Source organism: Streptacidiphilus sp. EB129, from assembly GCF_041262645.1.
In the GTDB taxonomy this organism is placed as follows: Bacteria; Actinomycetota; Actinomycetes; order Streptomycetales; family Streptomycetaceae; genus Streptacidiphilus.
Map to the genome: position 1 here is coordinate 206,160 of NZ_JBGCCS010000009.1, position 21,979 is coordinate 228,138.

Genomic DNA, 21,979 nt, shown 5'->3' on the forward strand with positions numbered 1-21,979 from the left:
ACTGGAGAGGTCAGCATGCCTGGAAAGACGTATCTCGTCGGCGTCGGAATGACGAAGTTCGAGAAGCCGGAGACCCGCGACTGGCAGTACTGGGACATGGCCCGGGAGGCGGGCGCCGCCGCGCTGGCCGATGCCGGTGTCGACTACGCGCTGGTGGAGCAGGCCCCGGTCGGCTTCTGCCACCAGCAGTCGACGGCCGGCCAGCGGGCGGTCTACGAGCTGGGGTTGACCGGGATCCCGGTCTACAACGTGAACAACAACTGCTCCACCGGGGCGTCCGCGCTGATGCTGGCCCGCCAGTTCGTGGCCGGTGGCATCAACGACTGCGTGCTCGCGGTGGGCTTCGAGAAGATGAGCCGCGGCGCACTCGGCGCCGGAAAGGGCGCCGGCGACTTCGCCAGCAGCCCGCTGGCCCGCCACTACGGGGTGATGGCGGCCCGGCACGGCTTCGAGATGACCCCGCCCACCGCGCAGATCTTCGGCAACGCCGCCCGCGAGCACATGGAGCGCTACGGCACCACCGCCGAGCAGTTGGCGATGGTCGGCGTGAAGAACCACCGCCACTCGGTGGCCAATCCCAGGGCCCAGTTCCGCGACGAGTACACGCTGGCGGAGGTGCTGGCCGCGAAGACCATCCACGCGCCGCTCACCAAGCTGCAGTGCTCGCCGACCTCGGACGGCGCGGCGGCCGCCGTCGTGGCGAGTGAGCGCTTCGTCGAGCAGCACGGCCTGCGGAACCGCGCGGTGGAGATCCTCGGGCAGGCGATGACCACCGACGGCGAGGAGAGCTTCGCCTCGGGCTCCTGCATCGACGTCGTCGGCGCCCCGATGAGCAGGGCCGCCGCACGGGCGGTCTACCAGGAGTCCGGGCTCGGCATCGAGGACGTGGACGTGGTCGAACTGCACGACTGCTTCTCCGTCAACGAGCTGCTCACCTACGAGGCGCTGGGCATGTGCGCGGAGGGGGAGAGCGGCAAGCTGGTGGCCGAGGGCGCGACCACCTACGGCGGACGGTGGGTGGTCAACCCGTCCGGAGGGCTGATCTCCAAGGGCCACCCGCTGGGCGCCACCGGTCTTGCGCAGTGCGCCGAACTGGTGTGGCAGCTGCGCGGCGAGGCGGGGGAGCGGCAGGTCGCCAACGCGCGGGTGGGCCTGGCGCACAACATCGGCCTGGGCGGCGCGGCGGTGGTCACGATGCTGCGGCGCTGAGCCGACGCGCGTCGTTCTCATCTGATCGGCGATGCGCTATACCTGGACGGCAGACAGTTAGAACCTGTTCTACAAATGAGCCGGCAGGACCGGGTGGACGGCAACGCCGCCCGGTACCCGCCCCGAACGACCCCGGCGCGTCCGACGGTGCGGACGGCCGCGCCGGGGTCTCCTCCATCGACGACAGCAGGACCACAGCAGGCACGACGGCAGTACGCCGCAAGCACTCCGCACCGACAGTCAGCCGACGGCTTCCGCAAGCAAGGGGAGACACCCGCCATGCCCATCGACCCCGCCACCGCCCTGGCAGCCCCGCCGCGCAGCACCGAACTCGCGTGGGACCACAAGGACGTGCTGCTCTACCACCTCGGCGTCGGCGCGGGCGCGCACCGTCCGGCCACCGACCCCGACGAGCTGCGCTACACCTACGAGAAGGACCTCCAGGTCCTCCCCAGCTTCGTCACCGTCGCGGGGGGCGGCCTCGCCAAGGCGGGGGCGTTCAACCTGCCCGGCCTGGAGATCAACCTGGCCCAGGTGCTGCACGGCGGCCAGCGCATCGAGCTGCACCGCCCGGTGCCCGCGGCCGGCACCGGGGTGCTCACCAGCAGGCTCGCCGCCCTCTACGACAAGGGCAAGGCGGCGGTGCTGGTCATGCGCAGCGAGGCCGCGGACGACGCGGGCCCGCTGTGGACCTGCGACACCGAGATCTTCGTGCGCGGCGAGGGCGGCTTCGGTGGTGAGCGCGGCAGCAGCGAGCGACTGGCCGTGCCGGAGCGGACCGCCGAGTGGGAGCGGGAGATCCCGGTGCGGCACGACCAGGCGCTGCTCTACCGCCTCTCCGGAGACTGGAACCCGCTGCACGCCGACCCGGACTTCGCCAAGCTGGCGGGCTTCGACCGGCCCATCCTGCACGGGCTCTGCTCGTACGGGACGACCCTCAAGGCCGTGGTCGACACCGCGCTGGGCGGCGACGCGAACCGCGTCCTCAGCTACAGCACCCGCTTCGCGGGCGTCTTCTTCCCCGGCGAGACCCTGCGGGTGCGGATCTGGGACGAGGGCACCGCCGGGCTCGTGGTCACGGCCACCGCCGTTGAGCGCGCGGACGCACCCGTCCTCACCGACACCGTCGTCACCTACCACTGAGTCCGCCCGCCGCCCGCCACCGGGCGTGAAGCACCGGGCACACAGCACCGGGCACACAGCACCGGGCACGACCCACCAAGCGCCGAGTACCAGTCAGGCACCGCCGATCCGCACAGGGAGCAGACCATGCGCGCAGCCGTCCTGCACGAGACGGGACAGGAGAAGCTCGAGGTCCACGAGGGAGTCCGACTCCCGGAAACCGGGCCGGGGAAGGTCAGGGTGCGGTTGCGGGCGGCCAGCCTGTGCCACTCCGACCTGTCCGCGATGAGCGGCGTGCTGCCGCAGCCCGCCCCGTTCGTCCCTGGCCACGAGGGCGCCGGGGAGGTCACCGAGCTCGGCGAGGGCGTCGCCGAGACCTTCGGCCTGGCCGTCGGCGACCACGTGGTCATCTGCTGGATGCCGCCCTGCGGCATCTGCCCCAACTGCCGGCGCGGCGAGGGCAACCTCTGCCTGTCCGGGTTCGCCAACATGGGCACTCCCGGCTACCACCACGACGGCACCGACATCTTCGGCTTCTCCGGCACCGGCACCTTTGCCGAGGAGAGCGTGGTCGCGGCCGGCTGCGCGGTGAAGCTGCCGGACGACGTGCCGTTCGAGGTCGCCGCGCTGATCGGCTGCGGCGTCACCACCGGTGTCGGCGCGGCGATCCACACCGCCAAGGTCGTGCCGGGCTCGTCCGTGGTCGTCTTCGGCTGCGGCGGAGTGGGCATCGCCACCATCCAGGGCGCCAGGGTCGCCGGGGCCGCGCAGATCATCGCGGTGGACCCGGTCGCCTCCCGCCGCGAGTGGGCGCTGCGCTTCGGCGCGACCGAGGCGGTCGCCCCGGAGGGGCTGGCCGAGGTGCAGCAGCGGCTGACCGGCGGCGAGGGCTTCGACTACGCCTTCGAGGTGGTCGGCCGCTCCGCCACGGTCCGGGCCGCCTACGACGCCACCCGGCGCGGCGGCGCGCTGGTCGTGGTCGGCGCCGGCGCGATGGACGACATGGCGCAGTTCAACATGTTCGAGCTGTTCTTCAACGAGAAGCGCATACTGCCCTCCCTCTACGGGGGTTCGGACGTGCTGCGCGGCTACCGGACCGTCATCGACCTGTGGCGGGCGGGCCGGCTCGACCTGGAGGGCATGATCACCCACCACGTCCGGCTGGAGGGCGTCAACGACGCGGTGCAGCAGATGCGCAGCGGCGAGGCCCTGCGCACCGTCATCGACCTCTGAGCCCGGCCGGCCGCCGGTCACCTCAGGGCCGGCCACCGAAGCCGGCTGCCTGAGGAACGGCCACCGAAGCCGACCACCCGGCCGGTCACCCGAGCCGGTCACCACGAGCGGATGGGGAGTCACCACCCGATGAGCAGCAGTACATCCCTGCGGGGCAGGACCGCGATCGTCACCGGCGCGGGCCGTGGTCTGGGCCGGGCCGAGGCCCTGGAACTGGCCAGGCTCGGCGCGAACGTCGTGGTCAACGACTTCGGCGCACCCGGACGCGACGGCAGCGGCGCGGCCAGCGCCGCCCCCGCCGACGAGACGGTCGCCGCCATCGTCGCCGAGGGCGGCCGGGCCGTCGCGCACTACGGCGACATCGCCGAACTCGACGCCGCCCGCGCCCTGGTCGACCTGGCCGTCGAGACCTACGGGCAACTCGACATCCTGGTCAACAACGCGGGCATCCTGCGCGACCGGATGATCTTCTCGATGTCCGAGGAGGAGTGGGACTCGGTCATCCACGTCCACCTGAAGGGCCACTTCGCCACGACCCGGTTCGCCGCCGCGCACTGGCGGGACCGCTCCAAGGCGGCCGGGGCGCCGGTGTACGGGCGGATCGTCAACACCTCGTCGGAGGCCTTCGTGGCAGGCTCGGCCGGCCAGCCCAACTACGCCGCCGCCAAGGGCGGCATCGTCGGGCTGACCACCAGCTGCGCGTCGGCGCTGGCCCGGTACGGGGTGACGTCGAACGTCATCTGCCCGCGCGCCAGGACCCGGATGACCGAGGACGTGTTCACCGGCACGATGGGCGCACCGGCCGAGGGGCTGGACCCGCTCGCACCCGAGCATGTCTCGCCCCTGGTCGGCTACCTCGCCTCACCGGCCGCCGAACGCGTCAACGGCCAGGTCTTCGTGGTCCACGGCGGCATGGTCGCCGTGCTCGGCCGGCCGCCGGTGCTGGCCAGGTTCGACACCGCCAAGGACCAGTTCACCCCCGGCGAGCTGGACGACCTGCTCACCCCGTTCTACGCGGGGCGCACCCCGGGCGACGGCTACGCCAACTCGGCCGTCCTGGGGCTGCGGCACGAGCAGCCCTGAGCCCTGTCATTCCCAGCCCTGTCAGTCGCAGCCCCGTCAGTCCCGAAAGCGTTGCTGTCAGTCCCGAAATGCCGCTAGTCGACGACGACGCGGCGGTGCCGGCCGTGGCCCGCGGGTTCGCGGCGTCCCTCCACGTCGTCGTCGGCCACGGTGCCGCGGTGCTTCCCGGTGTCGCCGTCGTGGTCTCCCGGAGCGGCGTCCAGGCGGTTCTCAGTGATGTCTGTGAGGGCATCGGACATGAGAGTCGTCTTCTCCGTTGTGTCTGCTGTCTGTCACGTCATGGGGCAGGAGTGGTCACTGTCGCCTGCTGTGGCGACTTCCACCCGTGATCACCCTATTCAATGTGCAATGCCACGGTCTCGCCGGGTCGGTAACAAAGCGTGCACGATCAGTACTCCCCGGTACGATCACCGCTGATACAGGCTCAGTCCTCGCTGGTCAGAGCGTCGGCCCGGCGCGTCGTCAGGTCGGGCTGCCGGTGCGCAGGAACCTGGCCAGCAACTCGTGCAGCACCGGCGCGCCGTCCTCGGCGAGCACCTCGTGGCCCGCCCCGGCCGCCTCCACGTAGCGGAAGTCGACCCCCTCGGTGCGACCGCTGCGGAGCAGTTCCTGACGCAGCGTCCGGGACTGGCCCACCGGTACCACCTGGTCCCCGTCACCGTGCACCACCAGCAGCGGCGCCGTCAGCCTATGGCAAAGCGCCAGCACGTCCCGGGGCCCGCGCCCGTCGCCGGGCTCCAGCGTCCCGCCCAGACGCCGCGTCAGCGCCTGCACCGCCGGACCCGCCTCGGCCTGCAGCCGCGCGCCGGACAGGAACGGCGCCACCACGGCGCACCTGGTCACCAGGTCCGGCACCGAGCAGGCGGCGAGCAGTGCCAGGAACGCCCCGTAGCTCACCCCGAACAGCGACGCCGGCTCAAGCCCCAGCGCCACCCGCTGACCGCTGACCGAGGCCAGCAGCGTCATCACGTCGTCCAGGTCCGGGCCGCCCCAGGCGTTCTGCAGGGCCTGCGCGTGCTCCCGGCCGTAGCCGGTGCTGCCGCGCTGGTTCACCGCGACCACGGACAGGCCCTCGGCGGCCATCCGCTGCAGCGCCGGGTCGAACTCCAGCCGCCAGGCGTCCGCCGGGCCGCCGTGCAGGGCGACGGCCAGGTGCTGCGCCGTCAGCCAGGTGTCCCCGCCGTACACCACGGCCTCCAACGGGCCTGCCGCACCCGCGAGTTCCACGGTGCGCGCGCTGTGCCAGCGGCCGCCGTCGGTGGGCGCGGCGCTGCCGTCCAGCCGCCACCCGGACGCCCCCGCCCGCCCGACGCCGACCCCGCCACCGGCACCCTCGCCTACGCCGCCCGCGCCCGAGCCCGTGCCGCCTACGCCCGTGCCGCCCGCGCCCATGCCGCCGTTGCCGCCCGCGCCCGTGCCGCCCACGCCGAGACCGCGCCAGCCCGGGCCGGTACCGCCGCCGGCTGTTCCGCCACCGCTGGTTCCGCCGCCGCCCGTTCCGATGGCACCCGTGGCACCCGGCTGCGGGACCTTCGGGAGTATCCGCATTACGCTGCTCATCCCCGCCGAACCGCCCTGCAGCGGTGCCAGCCGCAGCGGCATCGTTGGCGCGGGCTCGTCCGGCTCGACGGGTCTGCGTCTCAGCAGGTCGACGTCGACGGTGGCGACGCCGGCCGGGTGGTCCGGTGACGAGTACGGGATCCGCAGTCCGCCCGAGCCTGCGGCACCGTACCCGTCCTCGCCCGCCGACCAGTGGCCGACCCCGCCCAGCCGTCCGGGCGGCACCGGCACCGGCACCAGGCGCCCCTCCGCCGGACGCCACACCGCCAGCGACGAGCCCGCGCCCCAGTCCCCCTGCAGCGCCACCCGCTGCTCGGCCGCCGGGCGGTCGGCCGGGCCCGGCTCGATCGCGATCGGACGCAGGAACTGCCGGGGCGCGGCCCGGTGCAGGCAGTCCGGGAACCGCAACGGTTCGCCGCCGCCGAGCACGCCCCAGCCGAGCCGGTCCTCGCCGGGCGCGTCGCTGCGCACCAGGATCAGTCCGCTGCGGGGATCCGCCGCGACCAGCCGGTCGTTGCTCTGCGGCGCCAGCTCCAGCAGTGGACTGACCTGGCCCAGCGCCAGATCCAGCAGCACCGTCTTCACCAGCGGTCCGGGCCCGCCGACGGGCGGGACCACCCGGTCCAGCGCCAGCAGCCGCCCGCCCTGGTCCAGCCACACCCCGCCACCGGTCAGACCGGCGAACTCGGCGACCTGCTGCGGCTGGGCCCTGCCGTCCGAGCTGACCAGCCAGACCGTGGTGACCTGCCGCGCGTCGCTGCCCAGCGCCACCGCGACCGGGCCGCCGGGACCCGGCGCGGGCATCGCCAGCAGCCGCAGCACCGGTGCGCGCAGCACCCCCACCGACACCTCGCGCACCGAGGCCGGCGTACGGACCACGAACTCGTGCCGCTCGCCCTGGCGGCGGCAGACCAGCACCCGCCCGTCCGGTAGCGAGACCAGCGGGGAGTGCACGTCCTCGGGGGCCTGGCCCGGCCCCTGCGGCAGCGGCATGGGTATGGCGCCGCCGCTGGTCAGCCGCCAGCTCTCGACGAACCAGCCGCCCTCGCCGGAGCTGGCCAGGCAGGCCGCGAACCCGCCGTCGGCGGCGAAGGTGAAGCTCACCCGTCGTAGCGCGGGTGCCACCCGGACCAGCGGGGACGTGCCCAGCGGCGCCAGGGGCGCCGTCGTCAGTGGTGTTGCAGTCACAGTGGGTCACCGCCGAATCGGAGGAGGGTCCGCGACGGCCCGCAGCCGCCCGCCCGCGGCCGGGGCCTCGGCGCAGCGGCCCACGGGCCGCCCGCCGGCATCCCCGCCGCAGAGACGACGCTACTTACGCGACCCCGGCCACCCGAACGGATCGATGCCCCTTCACCCATAAGGGTGAGCAGTGGACCCGGCGGTCCCGGAGCCCGGGAACGGCGCCGGGAACCGCCCCACACCGGGCTCCGCGTACGGCTCCGCGCCGAAACTTCTGTAATCTCGACGGGTGCCGAACCTTTCCGACGTCCTCAGCCTGTTCGACGAGCTCTACCCGCCCACCCGGGCGGAGTCCTGGGATGCGGTCGGGCTGGTCTGCGGCGATCCGGACGCGGAGGTGCGACGGGTGCTGTTCGCCGTCGACCCGGTCCAGCAGGTCGCCGACGAGGCCGTGGCCTGGGGCGCGGACCTGTTGGTCACCCACCATCCGCTGTATCTGCGCGGGACCACGACGGTGGCCGCGACCGGCTTCAAGGGCCGGGTGGTGCACACCCTGATCAAGAACGACGTGGGACTGCTGGTCGCGCACACCAACGCCGACTCGGCCGACCCCGGCGTCTCCGACGCGCTGGCCGAAGCCGTCGGCCTGCGGGTCACCGGCCCGCTGATCGCCGACCCGACCGACCCGGCGGGCCGCCGCGGCACCGGACGCATCGGCGAGCTGCCCGAGCCGGAGCCGCTGTCCGCCTTCGCCGCGCGGGTCGCCGCCGGGCTGCCCGCCACCGCGCAGGGTGTCCGGGTCGCCGGTGACCCGGACCAGCCGGTGCGGCGGGTCGCGGTGTGCGGGGGCTCCGGGGACTCCTTCTTCGCCGAGGTACGGGCCAGCGGTGTGGACGCCTACGTCACCGCCGACCTGCGCCACCATCCCGCCTCCGAGGCCCGCGAGACCAGCGGTCTGGCCCTGGTCGACGCCGCGCACTGGGCCACCGAGTGGCCCTGGCTGCGCGGCGCGGAGCGGGAACTGCTGGCGGCGGCGGAGAAGCGCGGCTGGAGCCTGGAGACCCGCGTGTCGCACCAGGTCACCGACCCCTGGACGCTGCACGCCCCGATGCCCACCCTTGAGGGTGAAGCCGCCGCAGGCGTGGCCACCGCACCCGGTGGCACCGCACCCGGTGCCGCCGCCCCCGAGGCCCGCAGCACCTGACCGCCGAACCTGAAGCCCGCCGCACCCGCGGCCCGCTGATCCGCCCGGCCACCACCGACCTGTACTGACCGAGACCGACGCACCGCCCGAGGAGCACCCCCTGAACGCCTCCGCTGCCGACCAGATCCGCCTGCTCGACCTGCAGGCCCTCGACTCCCGCCTGGACCAGCTCGCCCACCGCTCCCGCACCCTGCCCGAGCACGCCGACATCGCCCAGCGCAGCAGTGACCTGACCGAGCTGCGCTCGCTCACCGTCGCCGCCGAGACCCAGCTCAGCGACACCAAGCGCGAGCTGGTCAAGGCGGAGCAGGACGTCGAGCAGGTGCGTACCCGCGCTGCCCGGAACCAGCAGCGGATGGACTCCGGCGCGGTCGGCTCCGCCAAGGACCTCGCCAACCTGCAGCACGAGGTGGGCGCGCTGGCGAAGCGTCAGAGCGACCTGGAGGACATCGTCCTGGAGATCATGGAGCGGCTGGAGTCCTCGCAGACCCGGGTCAGCGAGATGACCGCGCGCCGCGACGACGCCCAGCACAGCCTGGCCGGCGCCGAGGCCAGCCGCGACGCCGCCCAGGCCGAGATCGACGCCGAGGCCGAGAAGGTCACCCGGGACCGCGAGATCCTCGCCGCCGTCATCCCGGCCGACCTGCTCAAGCTCTACACCCGGCTGCGCGAGACCCAGGGCGGCACCGGCGCGGCCCGGCTCTACCAGCGCCGCTGCGAGGGCTGCCGGGTCGAGCTCAGCATCACCGACCTGCGCGAGGTGCGCGCGGCTGCGCCCGACACCGTCGTGCGCTGCGAGAACTGCAGCCGGATCCTGATCCGCACCTCCGACTCCGGTCTCTAGGCCACCGGCCCGCGAGGAGCACACTGCAGTGACGACCACCCGACGGTTCATCATCGAGGCGGACGGCGGCTCCCGGGGCAACCCGGGCCCGGCCGGCTACGGCGCGACGGTACGTGACGGTGACACCGGCGAACTGCTGGCCGAGGCCGCCGAGTACATCGGCCGCGCCACCAACAACGTGGCCGAGTACCGGGGGCTGATCGCCGGGTTGCGCGCGGCACACGCGATCGACCCCGCCGCGAAGGTCGACGTCCGGATGGACTCCAAGCTGGTCGTCGAGCAGATGTCGGGTCGCTGGAAGATCAAGCACCCCGACATGCAGCCGCTGGCCGCCGAGGCGAAGGCGGTCTTCCCGCGCGGCCAAGTCGCCTACCAGTGGATCCCGCGCAACCAGAACAAGCATGCGGACCGGCTCGCCAACGAGGCCATGGACGCAGGCAAGGCCGGCAAGCAGTGGCAGCCCAAGCCCCTGGCCGGCGCCGCGTCCGGTACGGCGGCCGTGCCGGTCACAGCCTCCGGAGCCGTCACGGCCTCCGGAGCCGCTGCGGCAACGCTGCCGCTCGACGCCCCGGCCGCCGCAGACGGCGCCGCCGCCCTGTCCACCCCGCCACCGTTCGCCGGCTGGGCCGCGCCCGCGGACCTGGGCACCCCCACCACGCTGGTGCTGCTGCGCCACGGCGAGACCGCGCTCACCCCGGAGAAGCGCTTCTCCGGCAGCGGCGGCGGCGACCCCGAGCTGTCCGAGCGCGGTCGGGGCCAGGCCGAACGCACGGCGGCCGCCCTCGCCGCCCGCGGCACCATCCAGGCCGTCGTCAGCTCGCCGCTGCTGCGCTGCCGCCAGACCGCCGAGGCCGTCGCCACCCGCCTCGGTCTGGAGGTGAGGATCGAGGAGGGCCTGCGCGAGACCGACTTCGGCGTCTTCGAGGGGCTCACCTTCGCGGAGGCGAAGGAGCGCTACCCGGCCGAGCTGGACGCCTGGCTGGCGTCCGCCAGGACCGCCCCGCCGGACGGCGAGAGCTTCGCCGCCGTCGCCCGCCGGGTCGCCGTGGCGCGGGACAAGCTGCTGGCCCGCCACGCGGGCCGGACCGTCCTGGTGGTCTCGCACGTCACCCCGGTGAAGACGCTGGTCCGGCTCGCGCTCGGAGCTCCGCCGGAGTCCCTGTTCCGGATGGAGCTCTCGGCGGCCTCGCTCTCGGCCGTGCAGTACTACGCGGACGGCAACGCGTCGCTGCGCCTGCTCAACGACACCTCCCACCTGCGCTGACCGGGTGCGGCAGGGGCAGGGGGAGGCGGTGCACGGCTAGAGCTCGCTGACGACGACGTCCAGCCCCCACGGCTTTCCGGCCGCGGGGGCGGTCGTCTCGACGGTGTGCTTCAGGTCCCGCAGTGCCACCGCGAGTTCCGCCGGGGACGCGGGCTCCATGCCGGACTCCAGCAGGTCGCGGACCAGCCGTCCCTTCGTCGCCTTGTTGAAGTGGCTCACCACGGTCCGCTTGACCACGCCGCCCACCTCCCGCTCGTGCAGCACCCGGACCGTCGCGGTGCGCCCGGCCACATCGCCGCTCGGCTTCCACAGCGCGGCGTAGGCGGAGGAGCGCAGGTCCAGCACCAGCCCGGTCCCGGCGACGGCCGGCATCACCTGGGCCATCGCGGTGCGCCAGTACCCGCCGAGTGCGCCCAGCGGCGGCAGCTTCACCCCGCCCGAGCAGCGGTACGGGGGGATCCGGTCGCTGATCCGGACCGCGCCCCAGAGCCCGGAGAAGACCAGCAGCATCCGCTCCGCGCGCCGGTAGGCCTCCGGGCTCAGCGTCGACAGCTCCAGCGCGTCGTAGAGCACGCCGGTGTAGAGCTCGCCGGCCGGCAGCGCGCCCGCCTCGCGGAGCACGGTGTTGCGGGCCAGCTCACCGCGCAGGCCGGGGCTCAGCCCGAGTACCTCCGCCGCCCGGTCGGCGTCGCCGCTGCTCAGCTCCACCAGCGCGGCCAGCACCCGCTCCCGGGCGGGGCCCAGTTCCGGCAGCGACAACGCGTCCAGGGCGACGGGCGCGCCGGAGCCCGACGTGGCCTTTCCCTCGGACGGCGGCAACAGCACCAGCACAGCGCGACTCCTCGACTCGACTGCGGGGACGGGGTCCCCGCCTGGGACAGGCCCCCCACCCTAGAGCCCGCGCCTGACCAGCCAGGTAGTACGTCACACGGCACTGTCGATGCTGGGGTTATGTGTTTGGTATTGACGAGTGCTGTTGGTTTTGGTTCGCTTGGCCACGCCCTACGCAGGCAACAGCACCGCTGGTCCACCCGTCCGTACCACCCCCGGACCCAGGAGAAGCAGGCATGCGCACAACGTGGGCCGCACTCGTCGCGGCCGCACTCACCACGGCGACCTTCGTCGCCGTGCCCCTGACCGCCACCCCGGCCGCCGCGCTGGACAACGGACTGGCCCTCACACCCCCGATGGGCTGGAACGACTGGAACGCCTTCGGCTGCAACGTCAGCGAGCAGCTGGTCGAGCAGACCGCCGACACGATCGTCAGCAGCGGCCTCAAGGCCGCCGGCTACCAGTACGTTAATATCGACGACTGCTGGCTCACCCACAGCCGCGACGCCAACGGCAACCTCGTGCCCGATCCGACGAAGTTCCCCGACGGCATCAAGGGCGTCGCCGACTACGTCCACGCCAAGGGCCTCAAGCTCGGCATCTACGAGACGGCCGGCACCTACACCTGCGCCGGCTACCCGGGCAGCCTCGGGCACGAGCAGCAGGACGCCGACTCCTTCGCCGCCTGGGGCGTCGACTACCTCAAGTACGACAACTGCAACAACCAGGGCATCCCCGCCGAGACCCGCTACAAGGCCATGGGCGACGCGCTGGCAAAGACCGGCCGCCCCATCGTCTACAGCCTCTGCAGCTGGGGCGAGGAGAACGTGGCGGGCTGGGGCGGGTCGGTCGGCAACCTGTGGCGGACCACCGGGGACATCAACGCGTCCTACGGTTCGATGCTGTCGAACTTCCACCAGAACGTGGTCCTCGCCGCCGGGGCCAAGCCGGGGGCGTGGAACGACCCGGACATGCTGGAGGTCGGCAACGGGATGACCCCGACCGAGGACCGTACCGAGTTCTCGCTGTGGTCGGAGATGGCCGCCCCGCTGATCTCCGGCACCGACCTGCGGACGGCGACGCCGGCGACCCTGGCGATCTATGCCAACAAGGAGGTCGTCGCGGTCGACCAGGATCCGCTGGGCAAGCAGGCGACCGAGGTGTCCGCCGCCAACGGCCTGGACGTCCTGGCCAAGCCGCTGGCCGACGGCAGCGTCGCGGTCACCCTCTTCAACGAGAACGCCGCCCCGGCCACCATCTCCACCACGGCCGCCGCGGTCGGTCTGGGCAGCGCCAGGGCCTACACCCTGCGCGACCTCTGGGCCCACAGCAGCACCGAGACCAAGGGCGTCATCAGCGCGAACGTGCCCGCTCACGGCACGGTGATGTACCGGGTCGCCGGCAGCAGCCGGACCGGGCAGTTCCCGCCGCAGGTCAGCCTGGCCGCCGACGTTCCGGCGCAGACCGCGGGCCAGTCCACCACGGTGACCGAGACCTTCGTCAACAACGGAACCGCCGCGACGAAGAGCGTGAAGCTGGAACTCCACGTGCCCACGGGCTGGAGCGTTAAGCCGCTGAGCGGTACCACCTTCGGGCGGGTCCCGGTCGGTCACGAGGCGCTGGCCGCGTTCAAGGTCACCCCGCCGGCCACGCTGCCCGCGCCGATCGCGAGCTACGACGTGGCCGCCGAGGCGGTGGTCGGCTGGAGCGGCGGCACCGAGCGGATCAGTACCGACGACTCCGTGGTCATGGCCTCGCCGGTACAGGCACCGTGGCAGAGCTTCACCGACACCACCGCGCTGTTCGGGCAGCAGGGCGCCAACCTCGGCATCAGCGGCGCCGGGGACGACCTCTGGGGCAGCACCGACCAGTACAGCACCCTCTACCAGCAGGGCGCCGAGCACGACGGCTCCACCACGGTCGTCAAGATCACGGCGCAGGCCGCCACCAGTGACTGGGCCAAGGCCGGGATCATGGTCCGGGACGACATCACCAAGCCCGCCGCCTCCACCGGCTACGCGATTCTCGCCGAGGCGCCCGGCAAGGGCTACGTACTGCAGTGGGACAGCACCGGCAACGGCCAGCTGGACAGCAACAGTGCCCCCAGCAACCAGGGTTCCGGCACCGCCGCCTACCCGAGCTGGCTCAAGCTGGTCCGCTCCGGCTCGACCTACACCGGCTACTACTCCACCGACGACAGCACCTGGACCCTGGTCGGCACCGCGACCCTCCCGGGCGTGACCGCCACCCAGGACGTCGGCGTCTTCACCAGCTCCCACAGCGCGGGCACCTCCGGCGAGGCCGACTTCACCGGCTTCACCCAGAACTGACCCGAGCACAGAGCCGGTGCCCAGCCGGGCCGACCGCACCACCGAAGACTGAGGCGGGGCCGGAAACGTTGAGGGGCGTTCCCGGCCCCGGCCTCGCCCACCCCGCCCGGCTGTACCGCCTTCGGGCCCGCCTTCGGGCCCGCCGAGGGCCGAGGGGCGCGGCCCCTCCGGGTGGGCCGCCAGGGGACGTTCCCCGTCCCCGCAGCCCCTGCCCTAGGCTGGCTCTCATGCCGCGTCGCAAGCTGAGGGTACGGACCGCCGGGACCGCCCGGATCAACAGCGAGCTCAGCGAGCTGCGCGCCCGTATGGAGATCCACGAGAGCTGGCCGCAGGACGTCCTCGACGAGGCCGAACGCGCCGCCCGCGACCCCCGGCTGCCGACCACCGACGCGACCGACCTGCCCCTGTTCACCCTCGACCCGCCCGACTCCCGCGACCTCGACCAGGCCATGCACCTGGAGCGGCGCGGCAACGGCTACCGCGTCCACTACGCCATCGCCGACGTGGGCGCCTTCGTCCGTCCGGGCGGGGCCATGGACATCGAGGCCCGGCGCCGGGTCGAGACCCTCTACTTCCCCGACGTCCGCATCCCGCTCCACCCGCCGCAGCTCTCCGAGGGAGCCGCGAGCCTCCTCCCCGACCAGGACGCACCCGCGCTGCTCTGGCAGCTCGACCTCGACGCCGACGGCGTCCTGCTCACCACCGACGTCCGCCGTGCCATGGTCCGCAGCCGCCGCAAACTCGACTACGCCGGCGTCCAACGCGCCATCGACTCCGGTACCGCCGACGAGTCCCTCGCCCTGCTCGGCGTCATCGGCCCGCTGCGCGAGGAGCGCGAGCGCGACCGGGGCGGGATCAGCCTCCCCATCCCGGAACAGGAGATCGAGGAGGACGACGGCGGGTACGCCCTCGCCTACCGTGCGCCACGGCCCGCCGACGGCTGGAACGCCCAGATCTCGCTGCTCACCGGCATGGCAGCGGCCGAGCTGATGCTGGACGCCGGAGTCGGGCTGCTCCGCACCCTGCCCAGCGCCCCGGAGTCGGCGTACCACCGGCTGCACCTGGTCGCCCGCGCGCTCGGCGTCGACTGGCCGCCGGAGCTCCCGTACGCCCAGCTGATCCGCTCGCTCGACCCGGCGCTGCCCGCGCACGCCGCCTTCCTCAACGAGTGCACCGGCCTGCTGCGCGGCGCCGGCTACACCGCCTTCGACGGTCTGGCGCCCACCGACCCCGGCCACGCGGCCGTCGCCGCCCCGTACACGCACTGCACCGCGCCGCTGCGTCGCCTCGCCGACCGGTTCGCGGGGGAGGTGTGCGTCGCGGTCGCGGCCGGTGACCCGGTCCCGGGCTGGGTCCGCGAGGCGCTGCCGGAGATCCCGAAGCTGATGGAGACCGGCGACCGCCGCGCCCACGAGGTCGAGCGCGCGAGTGTGGACCTGGTCGAGGCGGAACTGCTCTCCGGCCACGAGGGTGAGTTCTTCGAGGGCGTGGTCGTCGATGTCGACGAGCGCAAGCCGCTCACCGGCACGGTCCAGCTCGGCGAGCCGGCCGTCCGCGCCCGCCTCACGGACCACCGCCCCGACGCGGCCCCGCTCCCGCTCGGTGCCCGCATCCGGGTCCGCCTCGACTCCGTCGACCCGGCCGGGCGCACGGTCCGCTTCGCACCCGCCTGAGCGAGCCCTCGGGTGCGGATCGTTTGTAGGATCCTCCGATCCCTCCGTGGTCCAGCTCGGCTAGATTGGCACCTAACGGGCACTCAGCACGCGTCGGAGAAACGGGCGGGTCGACGCGCGGATTGGAGTGCCCGTGCCCGCCGTCCCGCCCGACCCCATCCCTCTCCCGCCCGCCCGCACCCCCGCCGGTACTGCCGCAGCCCCGGACCGCCCCGTCGCCCTGACGGACCGTCCGGCCACAACTCCCGCACCCGCCCCCGGTCATGGGACCGCACCCGCCCCCGGTCATGGGACCGCACCCGACGCGAGTCAGCCGCCGCCCCGTGACGGTCTGCGCGGGGTGCTGGACCTCGCCGGCCTCCGCCTGCCCGTGGTCTCCTTCCTGGCCCGGCTGCCCGCAGCCGTCTGTCCCACCGGCACGCTGCTCCTGGTCACCACCCGCAGCGGCATCGGCGCAGCCGGGATCGTCGCGGGCGCACTGTGGGCGGGCCAGGCCGTCGGCGGGCCGCTGATCGGACGGATCGCCGACCGCAGGGGCCAGCGGCGGGTGGTCCTCGTCGCCGCCGTCGTCAACGCCGCGCTGCTGGCCGCCCTGGTCGTCACCGCCCTGGCCCGTCAGCCCCTCGCCGCGCAGGCCGTCTGCGCGGCCCTGGCCGGATGCACGGTCCCGCAGGTCGGCCCGCTCACCCGCAGCCGCTGGGTCGCCCTCGCCGACGGCCACCCGCACGGCCGGGAGCTGGTCGGCCGCGCACTCTCGCTGGACGCGGTCCTGGACGAGGTCAGCTTCGTCGCCGGACCGGCCCTGGCCGGGATCCTGGCCTTCGCCGTCGACCCGGCCGGCGGGCTGGTCCTCTCCGCCGTGCTGATCGCGGTCTTCGGCGTGCTCTTCGCGCTCCACCCCAGCGCCCCGACCCCCACGCGCGCCACCGCGCCCGCGCTCACCCTCCGCCGGTCCGCCGCCGGCGGCCCTCGCCTGCTGAGCCCGGCGCTCTGCGTCCTGATCACGCTGACAGTCCTTCAGGGCCTCTTCTTCGGCTCCGCCAATGCGGGGGTCAACGCCCTCGCCGCAGGCGACTCCGGCGTCGCCGGCCTGGTCTGGTCGGTGCTGGGGGCCACCAGCGCCGTCTCCGGTATCCTCACCGGCGCCCTCTTCGGCGGCACCAGTCTCACCCTGCGCCTGCGACTCGCCCTCCTCGCCCAGTCCGTCCTGGTCCTCCCGCTGCTCGCGGTCACCAGTGCGCTCCCGGCCACCCTCACCCTCGCGGGCATGGGCCTGGCCGTGGCCCCCAACCTGATCAGCATCTTCGGCCTGGCCGAACGTGCTGCGCCGGTGGACCGCATGGGTGAGGCGATGACCCTGCTGGCCAGCGGCCTGATCATCGGCCAGGGCATCGGCGCCCTCGCCGCCGGCCAGCTCGCCGCCACCCACGGCTGCACCGCGGCCTTCGCCCTCACCGCCGTCGCCGCAGCCCTGGCCCTGGTCACCTCCCTCACCCTCTCCGGCCCGCTGCGCAGGCTCACCCGCTGACCCGGCCGTCCCCCCGCCCCAGGCCGGGCGGGGGGACACCGCTCGAACGGCTACCATGGTCCACACGGCGGACGAGCCGGCCGGGCGGTCGCGTTGCACCCTTCACGGGGTGCGCCGAGGAACGTCCGGGCTCCACAGGGCAGGGTGGTGGGCAACGCCCACCCGGGGTGACCCGCGGGACAGTGCCACAGAGAACAGACCGCCGGCGGCCTCGGTCGCCGGTAAGGGTGAAACGGTGGTGTAAGAGACCACCAGCGACCAGGGTGACCTGGACGGCTAGGTAAACCCCACCTGGAGCAAGGTCAAAATGGAGCGCCACGGTGCTCTGCGCAGGCGTTCGAGGGCTGCCCGCCCGAGCCTGCGGGTAGGCCGCTAGAGGCTGTCGGCAACGGCAGTCGTAGATGGATGACCGCCTCCGCGCGGGCCGCAAGGCCCCCGCGAGACAAAACCCGGCGTACAGGCCGACTCGTCCGCCCCCAGCTGGGGCTTCGCCCTCGAAAGGGCCTCTGACCTGCATCGGAGGCCCTTTCCGAGCTTTCAGTCCCTTGCCTGTTTAGGCGTCCTTGACCACCGTGAGGGGCTTCCGGGACCGAGGCACGAGCTGCACGACCTTCTCGGCGGCGTCGCGTGGCACCACATCACCCGACAGGGGTGATCCTGTGCGCACGACCGGGGGTGCCCCGCCTGGGCGGCGCGGGCCGTTGCCGTGCCGGGACCGCCGCACGGTCGGCCGGGTCAGCGTCAGCCCGGTCGGCGCGGACCGCTCAGCCCGGTTCGCGCGCTCCGGCGGGCGGAGCGATCGGGACGGGCCCGCGCGGCAGACCCGCGGCCGCACCGAGACCGACGAGGCCGACGAAGGCCAGGGCGACCATGGCGGCCGCGTAGGCGCCCCGGTCCAGACCGGCGACCAGGATGGTGCCGGCGATCGCTGTGCCGAGTGAGGATCCGAGGTTGGAGACGCTGCGGGACAGGCCGGAGATCTCTCCCTGCTGAGCCTCCGGAAAACTCGACTGCACGATGGTGACCGAGGGCGTGAGCATGACGCCCAGTCCGAGCCCGATCAGCAGCAGGCCGGGGGCGAACCGCCAGGCGCTGGGCGAACCGCTCACCAGGGCGAGCAGGACGCCGATGCCGCAGATCGTGACCACGAAGCCGGACATGACGAGGGCCCGCGGCGAGTGCCGCTTCGTAAGCCGCTCGGCGGCCAGGGAGGAAGCGAGGATGCCGAGAGTGGCGGCGGTGAAGATCACGCCGGTCTGGATCGCGTCGTAGCCGCGCACGGTCTGCAGGTAGGCCGCCACCGTGAACGAGACGCCCATGAGCACCAGCCACTGGGTGTTCTGCGTGACGAGGCCCAGGTTGGAGGTCTGGTTGTGGAACAAGGACGTGGGCAGCAGCGGTTCGACGCCCGCCCGCTCCTTGGCGCGAACACTCCGGAAGAACCAGGCGAGGACCAGGAAACCCATCAGGAGCAGCCCGAGCATCAGCCACAGGTTGTCGTCGGCCGCCAGGATTCCCATCACGATGAGGACCAGGCCGGCTGCGGACAGGATGGCGCCGCCGATGTCGAAGGACCGGGTCGGGTCCGGCGGCAGCGGGTCCTCGACCTGGCGGCTCAGCACGATGATCACGGCGATGACCAGCGCCTGGAACACGAAGGCCGCCCTCCAGCTGATCGCCGCGGTGATCAGTCCGCCGAGCAGAGGTCCGGCGGCGGCGCCGATGCCGCCCATCGCCATCACCACGCCGAAGGCGCGGGCGCGGGAGGCCACCTCCGGGAACAGCAGCGTGGTGAGGATGTACACCGGCGGGATCAGCAGCGCCGTGCCGGCGCCCTCGAGAATTGAGTTGCCGAGGATCAGGACGCCCAGGCCCGGGGAGAGCGCGCTCACCACGGCACCCGTCCCGTAGACGGTGAGGCCGATCACGAAGCAGCGCTTTCTGCCCCACCGGTCGGTCAGTTTGCCGCCGGGAATCATCAGCGCGGCCATGACCAGGAGGAAGAGCGTGATGGCCACCTGGACGCCTTTCACGGTCGTGTCCAGGTCGGTGCTGATGTCGGTGATCATGACGTTCATGTTCGAGCCGGCGAAGCTGCAGATGAACTGGGACAGGGCCAGCGGCAGGAGTACCCGCCGGGAGGCGCCGCTCGCTCGTCGTGGCGGGCCTGCTTCCATCACCGGCGCCGCCTTCGGGTCGGGTTCGAGGTCAGGCAGAAGATTCCCACGGTCGTCGGCGACCGGCAGGCGACGAGGCCACGTGCCACGCTGGAAGGCCACGGGTTCACCCGTCCGACACAGTCCGCCACCCGAGTGGGCCTCTCCGGTCGTGCGGGGGCGGTGTCTCGGGTCTGCTGCGTGGGAGAGGCCGGACACCCGGGTCTCGACGGTTGCTTGATTGCGGTGATCGCGGTGTGGACGCACGACGTGGACGGATGATGGCGGCGACCGATCGCCGGGCACCGGCGCATGCTCGCCTGCTGGCCCAGCTGGCGTTGGCGTGTCTGGTGGGTGCGGTGGCGGTGCTGTCGGCCGCGAGCGGGCCGGCTGGTCTGCTGATCCTCGGCGTCGGGTTGGCGGGGCTGGCGCTCGCGGGGGCTGGGACGTGGTGGGTGCTGGCGCATCACGGCGCGGTCCGGGTGGTGGGTGCGGCGCTCATGGTGGGCGCGCCTGTGGCCGTACTGGTCGCCTACGCCTGGGTGGGTCTGTGGCCGACCGCGCTGGCGGCGCTCGTGCTCCTGGCGGGCGCGGCGGCGTGCGCGCGGTCGGCGTTGGGTCGTGTGCGGCGGCCCAACGGCATGGGGGCGGTCGCGTGCGTCCTGCCCGAGCGCCCGGTGCTGATCATGAACCCGAAGTCCGGCGGCGGCAAGGTCGGCCGGTTCGGACTGGTCGAGAAGGCCGAGGCGCTCGGCGCCAAGGTGGTGCTGCTGGACACGTCCGTCCAGACGGACGTCGCGCAGATCGCCCGTCGGGCGGTGGCCGAAGGCGCGGACCTCCTCGGGGTGGCCGGCGGAGACGGCACCCAGGCCCTGGTGGCCGGGGTGGCGGCCGACCACGGTCTGCCGTTCCTGGTGATTTCCGCAGGCACCCGTAACCACTTCGCCATGGACCTGGGCCTTGATCGCGAGGACCCCGGCCGCTGCCTGGAGGCACTGACCGACGGTGAGGAACTGCGGGTCGACCTGGGCGTCGTGGGCGGCCAGGCGTTCGTCAACACGGTCTCCTTCGGGGTCTACGCGCAGATCGTGCAGCGCCCGGAGTACCGCGACGCCAAGGCGGGCTCCGCCCTGGACACGCTGCCCGGACTCCTGCTCGGGTACTCCAACCCCCCGCTCGACGCGCTGGCGGAGGGCGCCCGGCTGGAGTCCCAGCAGGCGCTCCTGGTGAGCAACAACCCCTATGCGACCCCCCAGCCGATGGCCGCGGGTGGCCGTAGACCCAGGCTCGATCTCGGAACCCTCGGTGTCGTCGGAATCCGCGTGAACAATGCCGCTCAGGCGGCTGAGGTCGCGCTCCGCGGCTCCCAGGCGTCCGGACTGTTCGTCCTGACGACTCCCTGGGTCAACGTCGATTCCGAGGCGAAGAGCATCCCCGTCGCCGTCGACGGCGAGGCGCTCGTCCTGCCCACCCCCGTCACCTGCAGCATCCGCCCGGGCGCGTTGCGCGTCCTGGTACCCAGGCACCGACCCGGCGCAACGGCGGCTGCACGTCTGGACTGGCGGGAGATCATCGCACTCGCCTTCGGCCGACTGCCGTCGGCGTCAACCGAAATGGACCGGGCCGATGTACAGCACCCATGACGTACTGCGCGACCTCACCGCCGTCGACCATGCCCTCTACCTCGCGGTGGCCGGCACGGAGACACCCGCACTCGACCGAGGTCTGCGGCTCATTTCCGCTGCGGCCGACCACTCCAAGATCTCCCTCACGTTGGCCGGTCTCATGACGCTGCGTCGCGGGCGGGCGCGGCGCGCGGCGCTGCACGGTGTCGCTGCCGTGGCCACGGCCTCGGCCGTGGCCAATCTGGTGGGCAAGCACCTGGTCCGGCGCCCACGCCCGGTCCGGGCTGCGGAGACGAACCCGGAACGTCACGTCCCGATGCCGGACTCCGCCTCCTTCCCATCCGGGCACACCGCCTCCGCGTTCGCCTTCGCCCTCGCAGTGGGGTCGGTGCTGCCTGCGGCGGCCATGCCGCTCGGCGCGCTGGCCCTTGCGGTGGGGTACTCCCGGGTGCACACCGGAGTCCACTACCCGGGCGACGTGGCCGCCGGGGCAGTGGTCGGAATCGCCTGCGCAGCCGTCGTATCGGCTGTCGCGAGCCGATGGGCGACGCACGCGCGGAATGCCTGATCCGATGCGCGGCGTCACAATGGGATCGAGTTGCTCTTCACTGCCCGGTAGGAGGTATCCGTGAAGGACATCAAGTTCGAACAGAAGGATTCGCTGACCCGCCTTGAGGCCGCTGACCAGCTCTCCGCCCTCGCGGCTGCGCTGAGGCACGGCGGAAACGCCGAACTGGACTTCGGCCCGGGGAGACTGAGCCTGCGGATCCCCGACGAACTCCACACCGAACTCGAGGTCGAGGTGGGTGACGGGCAGATCGAGCTGGAGATCGAACTCAAGTGGCCGACTGCGCAGCCCGGTTCCACTCCCACGGACAGTGCAGCCGCGGGCCCGGACGAGTGACCCTCACCGGGCACCGTCGGACGGTGCCGGCTGGGATCGTGGTGGTCGGACCCGCGCAGCGTTGCGCCCACGTCACGCGACCGCCTGACGACGGCAACTGCCGGGCGGTTCTCCGAAGCTGACGGTGCGAGAGCGATGGGGGGTCATGTCCCTTGGAGTGGTGTAACGGTCGCATGCCAACGGTTATGCGGTGGGCGGTAGTTCGTCGGGGGTGTGCGGGTCGGGGTAGATCTT

General features: G+C 73.0%; 17 protein-coding genes and 1 other RNA gene. 14 read left to right on the forward strand and 4 right to left on the reverse strand.

Features of this window, described 5'->3' with window-relative positions; translation table 11 throughout:
* The first annotated feature begins 15 nt into the window (after positions 1-15).
* The 4 genes from ABH925_RS14480 (at position 16) to ABH925_RS14495 (ending at position 4,647) form a co-directional block, all read left to right on the forward strand.
* Positions 16-1,209, forward strand: a complete 1,194-nt coding sequence (locus ABH925_RS14480) for a lipid-transfer protein (protein WP_370147923.1) — start codon at positions 16-18, stop codon at positions 1,207-1,209.
* 279 nt (positions 1,210-1,488) lie between these two features.
* A complete protein-coding gene (locus ABH925_RS14485) occupies positions 1,489-2,352 on the forward strand; it encodes a MaoC/PaaZ C-terminal domain-containing protein (RefSeq protein ID WP_370147924.1) in 864 nt (287 codons plus the stop codon).
* Positions 2,353-2,478: 126 nt separating this feature from the next.
* Positions 2,479-3,564: a Zn-dependent alcohol dehydrogenase gene (locus tag ABH925_RS14490; protein ID WP_370147925.1), complete on the forward strand. Its 1,086-nt coding sequence runs from the start codon at positions 2,479-2,481 to the stop codon at positions 3,562-3,564.
* A 129-nt stretch (positions 3,565-3,693) separates the two neighbouring features.
* Entirely contained in the window at positions 3,694-4,647 is a 954-nt protein-coding gene (locus ABH925_RS14495) for a 3-oxoacyl-ACP reductase (RefSeq protein ID WP_370147926.1), read from the forward strand.
* A 74-nt stretch (positions 4,648-4,721) separates the two neighbouring features.
* Here ABH925_RS14495 and ABH925_RS14500 read toward each other — a convergent pair whose 3' ends face one another.
* Both ABH925_RS14500 and ABH925_RS14505 read right to left on the reverse strand, forming a co-directional pair.
* Entirely contained in the window at positions 4,722-4,886 is a 165-nt protein-coding gene (locus tag ABH925_RS14500) for a hypothetical protein (protein ID WP_370147927.1), read from the reverse strand.
* A 223-nt stretch (positions 4,887-5,109) separates the two neighbouring features.
* Positions 5,110-7,395 (reverse strand): alpha/beta fold hydrolase, encoded by a 2,286-nt coding sequence (locus ABH925_RS14505; protein WP_370147928.1) that lies wholly within the window; start codon positions 7,393-7,395, stop codon positions 5,110-5,112.
* A gap of 280 nt (positions 7,396-7,675) precedes the next feature.
* On the opposite strand from ABH925_RS14505, the gene ABH925_RS14510 reads away from it, so the two are divergent.
* The 3 genes from ABH925_RS14510 (at position 7,676) to ABH925_RS14520 (ending at position 10,698) form a co-directional block, all read left to right on the forward strand.
* The gene (locus tag ABH925_RS14510) at positions 7,676-8,590 is read left to right on the forward strand and encodes a Nif3-like dinuclear metal center hexameric protein (protein ID WP_370147930.1); all 915 of its coding nucleotides are present in this window, start codon (positions 7,676-7,678) and stop codon (positions 8,588-8,590) included.
* A gap of 100 nt (positions 8,591-8,690) precedes the next feature.
* Positions 8,691-9,434: a zinc ribbon domain-containing protein gene (locus ABH925_RS14515; RefSeq protein WP_370147946.1), complete on the forward strand. Its 744-nt coding sequence runs from the start codon at positions 8,691-8,693 to the stop codon at positions 9,432-9,434.
* Positions 9,435-9,462: 28 nt separating this feature from the next.
* A complete protein-coding gene (locus ABH925_RS14520) occupies positions 9,463-10,698 on the forward strand; it encodes a bifunctional RNase H/acid phosphatase (RefSeq protein ID WP_370147931.1) in 1,236 nt (411 codons plus the stop codon).
* A gap of 36 nt (positions 10,699-10,734) precedes the next feature.
* Here ABH925_RS14520 and yaaA read toward each other — a convergent pair whose 3' ends face one another.
* A complete protein-coding gene (gene yaaA, locus ABH925_RS14525; protein ID WP_370147932.1) occupies positions 10,735-11,529 on the reverse strand; it encodes a peroxide stress protein YaaA in 795 nt (264 codons plus the stop codon).
* Between the two features lie 236 nt (positions 11,530-11,765).
* Between yaaA and ABH925_RS14530 the strand changes: the two genes are divergently transcribed.
* The 4 genes from ABH925_RS14530 (at position 11,766) to rnpB (ending at position 17,533) form a co-directional block, all read left to right on the forward strand.
* On the forward strand, positions 11,766-13,859 hold the full coding sequence (locus ABH925_RS14530; protein ID WP_370147933.1) for an NEW3 domain-containing protein: 2,094 nt from the start codon (positions 11,766-11,768) through the stop codon (positions 13,857-13,859).
* Positions 13,860-14,086: 227 nt separating this feature from the next.
* Positions 14,087-15,532, forward strand: a complete 1,446-nt coding sequence (locus ABH925_RS14535) for an RNB domain-containing ribonuclease (protein WP_370147934.1) — start codon at positions 14,087-14,089, stop codon at positions 15,530-15,532.
* 340 nt (positions 15,533-15,872) lie between these two features.
* On the forward strand, positions 15,873-17,060 hold the full coding sequence (locus ABH925_RS14540) for an MFS transporter (RefSeq protein ID WP_370147935.1): 1,188 nt from the start codon (positions 15,873-15,875) through the stop codon (positions 17,058-17,060).
* Positions 17,061-17,132: 72 nt separating this feature from the next.
* Positions 17,133-17,533: RNase P RNA component class A (gene rnpB / locus ABH925_RS14545), an RNA gene on the forward strand.
* A 291-nt stretch (positions 17,534-17,824) separates the two neighbouring features.
* Here the strand turns inward: rnpB and ABH925_RS14550 are convergent.
* Positions 17,825-19,237, reverse strand: a complete 1,413-nt coding sequence (locus ABH925_RS14550; RefSeq protein ID WP_370147948.1) for an MFS transporter — start codon at positions 19,235-19,237, stop codon at positions 17,825-17,827.
* Positions 19,238-19,497: 260 nt separating this feature from the next.
* Here ABH925_RS14550 and ABH925_RS14555 point away from each other — a divergent pair, with 260 nt between their 5' ends.
* The 3 genes from ABH925_RS14555 to ABH925_RS14565 are packed head-to-tail and all read left to right on the forward strand — an operon-like array spanning position 19,498 to position 21,745.
* Positions 19,498-20,859, forward strand: coding sequence for a diacylglycerol kinase family protein (locus ABH925_RS14555; protein WP_370147949.1), 1,362 nt, complete (start codon positions 19,498-19,500; stop codon positions 20,857-20,859).
* On the forward strand, positions 20,843-21,409 hold the full coding sequence (locus tag ABH925_RS14560; RefSeq protein ID WP_370147936.1) for a phosphatase PAP2 family protein: 567 nt from the start codon (positions 20,843-20,845) through the stop codon (positions 21,407-21,409). Before ABH925_RS14555 ends, ABH925_RS14560 begins: the two co-directional genes overlap by 17 nt.
* Before the next feature lie 60 nt (positions 21,410-21,469).
* Positions 21,470-21,745, forward strand: coding sequence for an amphi-Trp domain-containing protein (locus ABH925_RS14565; RefSeq protein WP_370147938.1), 276 nt, complete (start codon positions 21,470-21,472; stop codon positions 21,743-21,745).
* Positions 21,746-21,979: the final 234 nt, after the last annotated feature.

Coding starts and splice junctions, on each gene's coding strand:
- ABH925_RS14495 (WP_370147926.1), top strand. CDS start 3,694: ATGAGCAGCAGTACATCCCTGCGGGGCAGGACCGCGATCGTCACCGGC.
- ABH925_RS14485 (WP_370147924.1), top strand. CDS start 1,489: ATGCCCATCGACCCCGCCACCGCCCTGGCAGCCCCGCCGCGCAGCACC.
- ABH925_RS14535 (WP_370147934.1), top strand. CDS start 14,087: ATGCCGCGTCGCAAGCTGAGGGTACGGACCGCCGGGACCGCCCGGATC.
- ABH925_RS14550 (WP_370147948.1), bottom strand. CDS start 19,237: ATGGAAGCAGGCCCGCCACGACGAGCGAGCGGCGCCTCCCGGCGGGTA.
- ABH925_RS14490 (WP_370147925.1), top strand. CDS start 2,479: ATGCGCGCAGCCGTCCTGCACGAGACGGGACAGGAGAAGCTCGAGGTC.
- ABH925_RS14560 (WP_370147936.1), top strand. CDS start 20,843: ATGTACAGCACCCATGACGTACTGCGCGACCTCACCGCCGTCGACCAT.
- ABH925_RS14500 (WP_370147927.1), bottom strand. CDS start 4,886: ATGTCCGATGCCCTCACAGACATCACTGAGAACCGCCTGGACGCCGCT.
- ABH925_RS14530 (WP_370147933.1), top strand. CDS start 11,766: ATGCGCACAACGTGGGCCGCACTCGTCGCGGCCGCACTCACCACGGCG.
- ABH925_RS14480 (WP_370147923.1), top strand. CDS start 16: ATGCCTGGAAAGACGTATCTCGTCGGCGTCGGAATGACGAAGTTCGAG.
- ABH925_RS14555 (WP_370147949.1), top strand. CDS start 19,498: ATGGCGGCGACCGATCGCCGGGCACCGGCGCATGCTCGCCTGCTGGCC.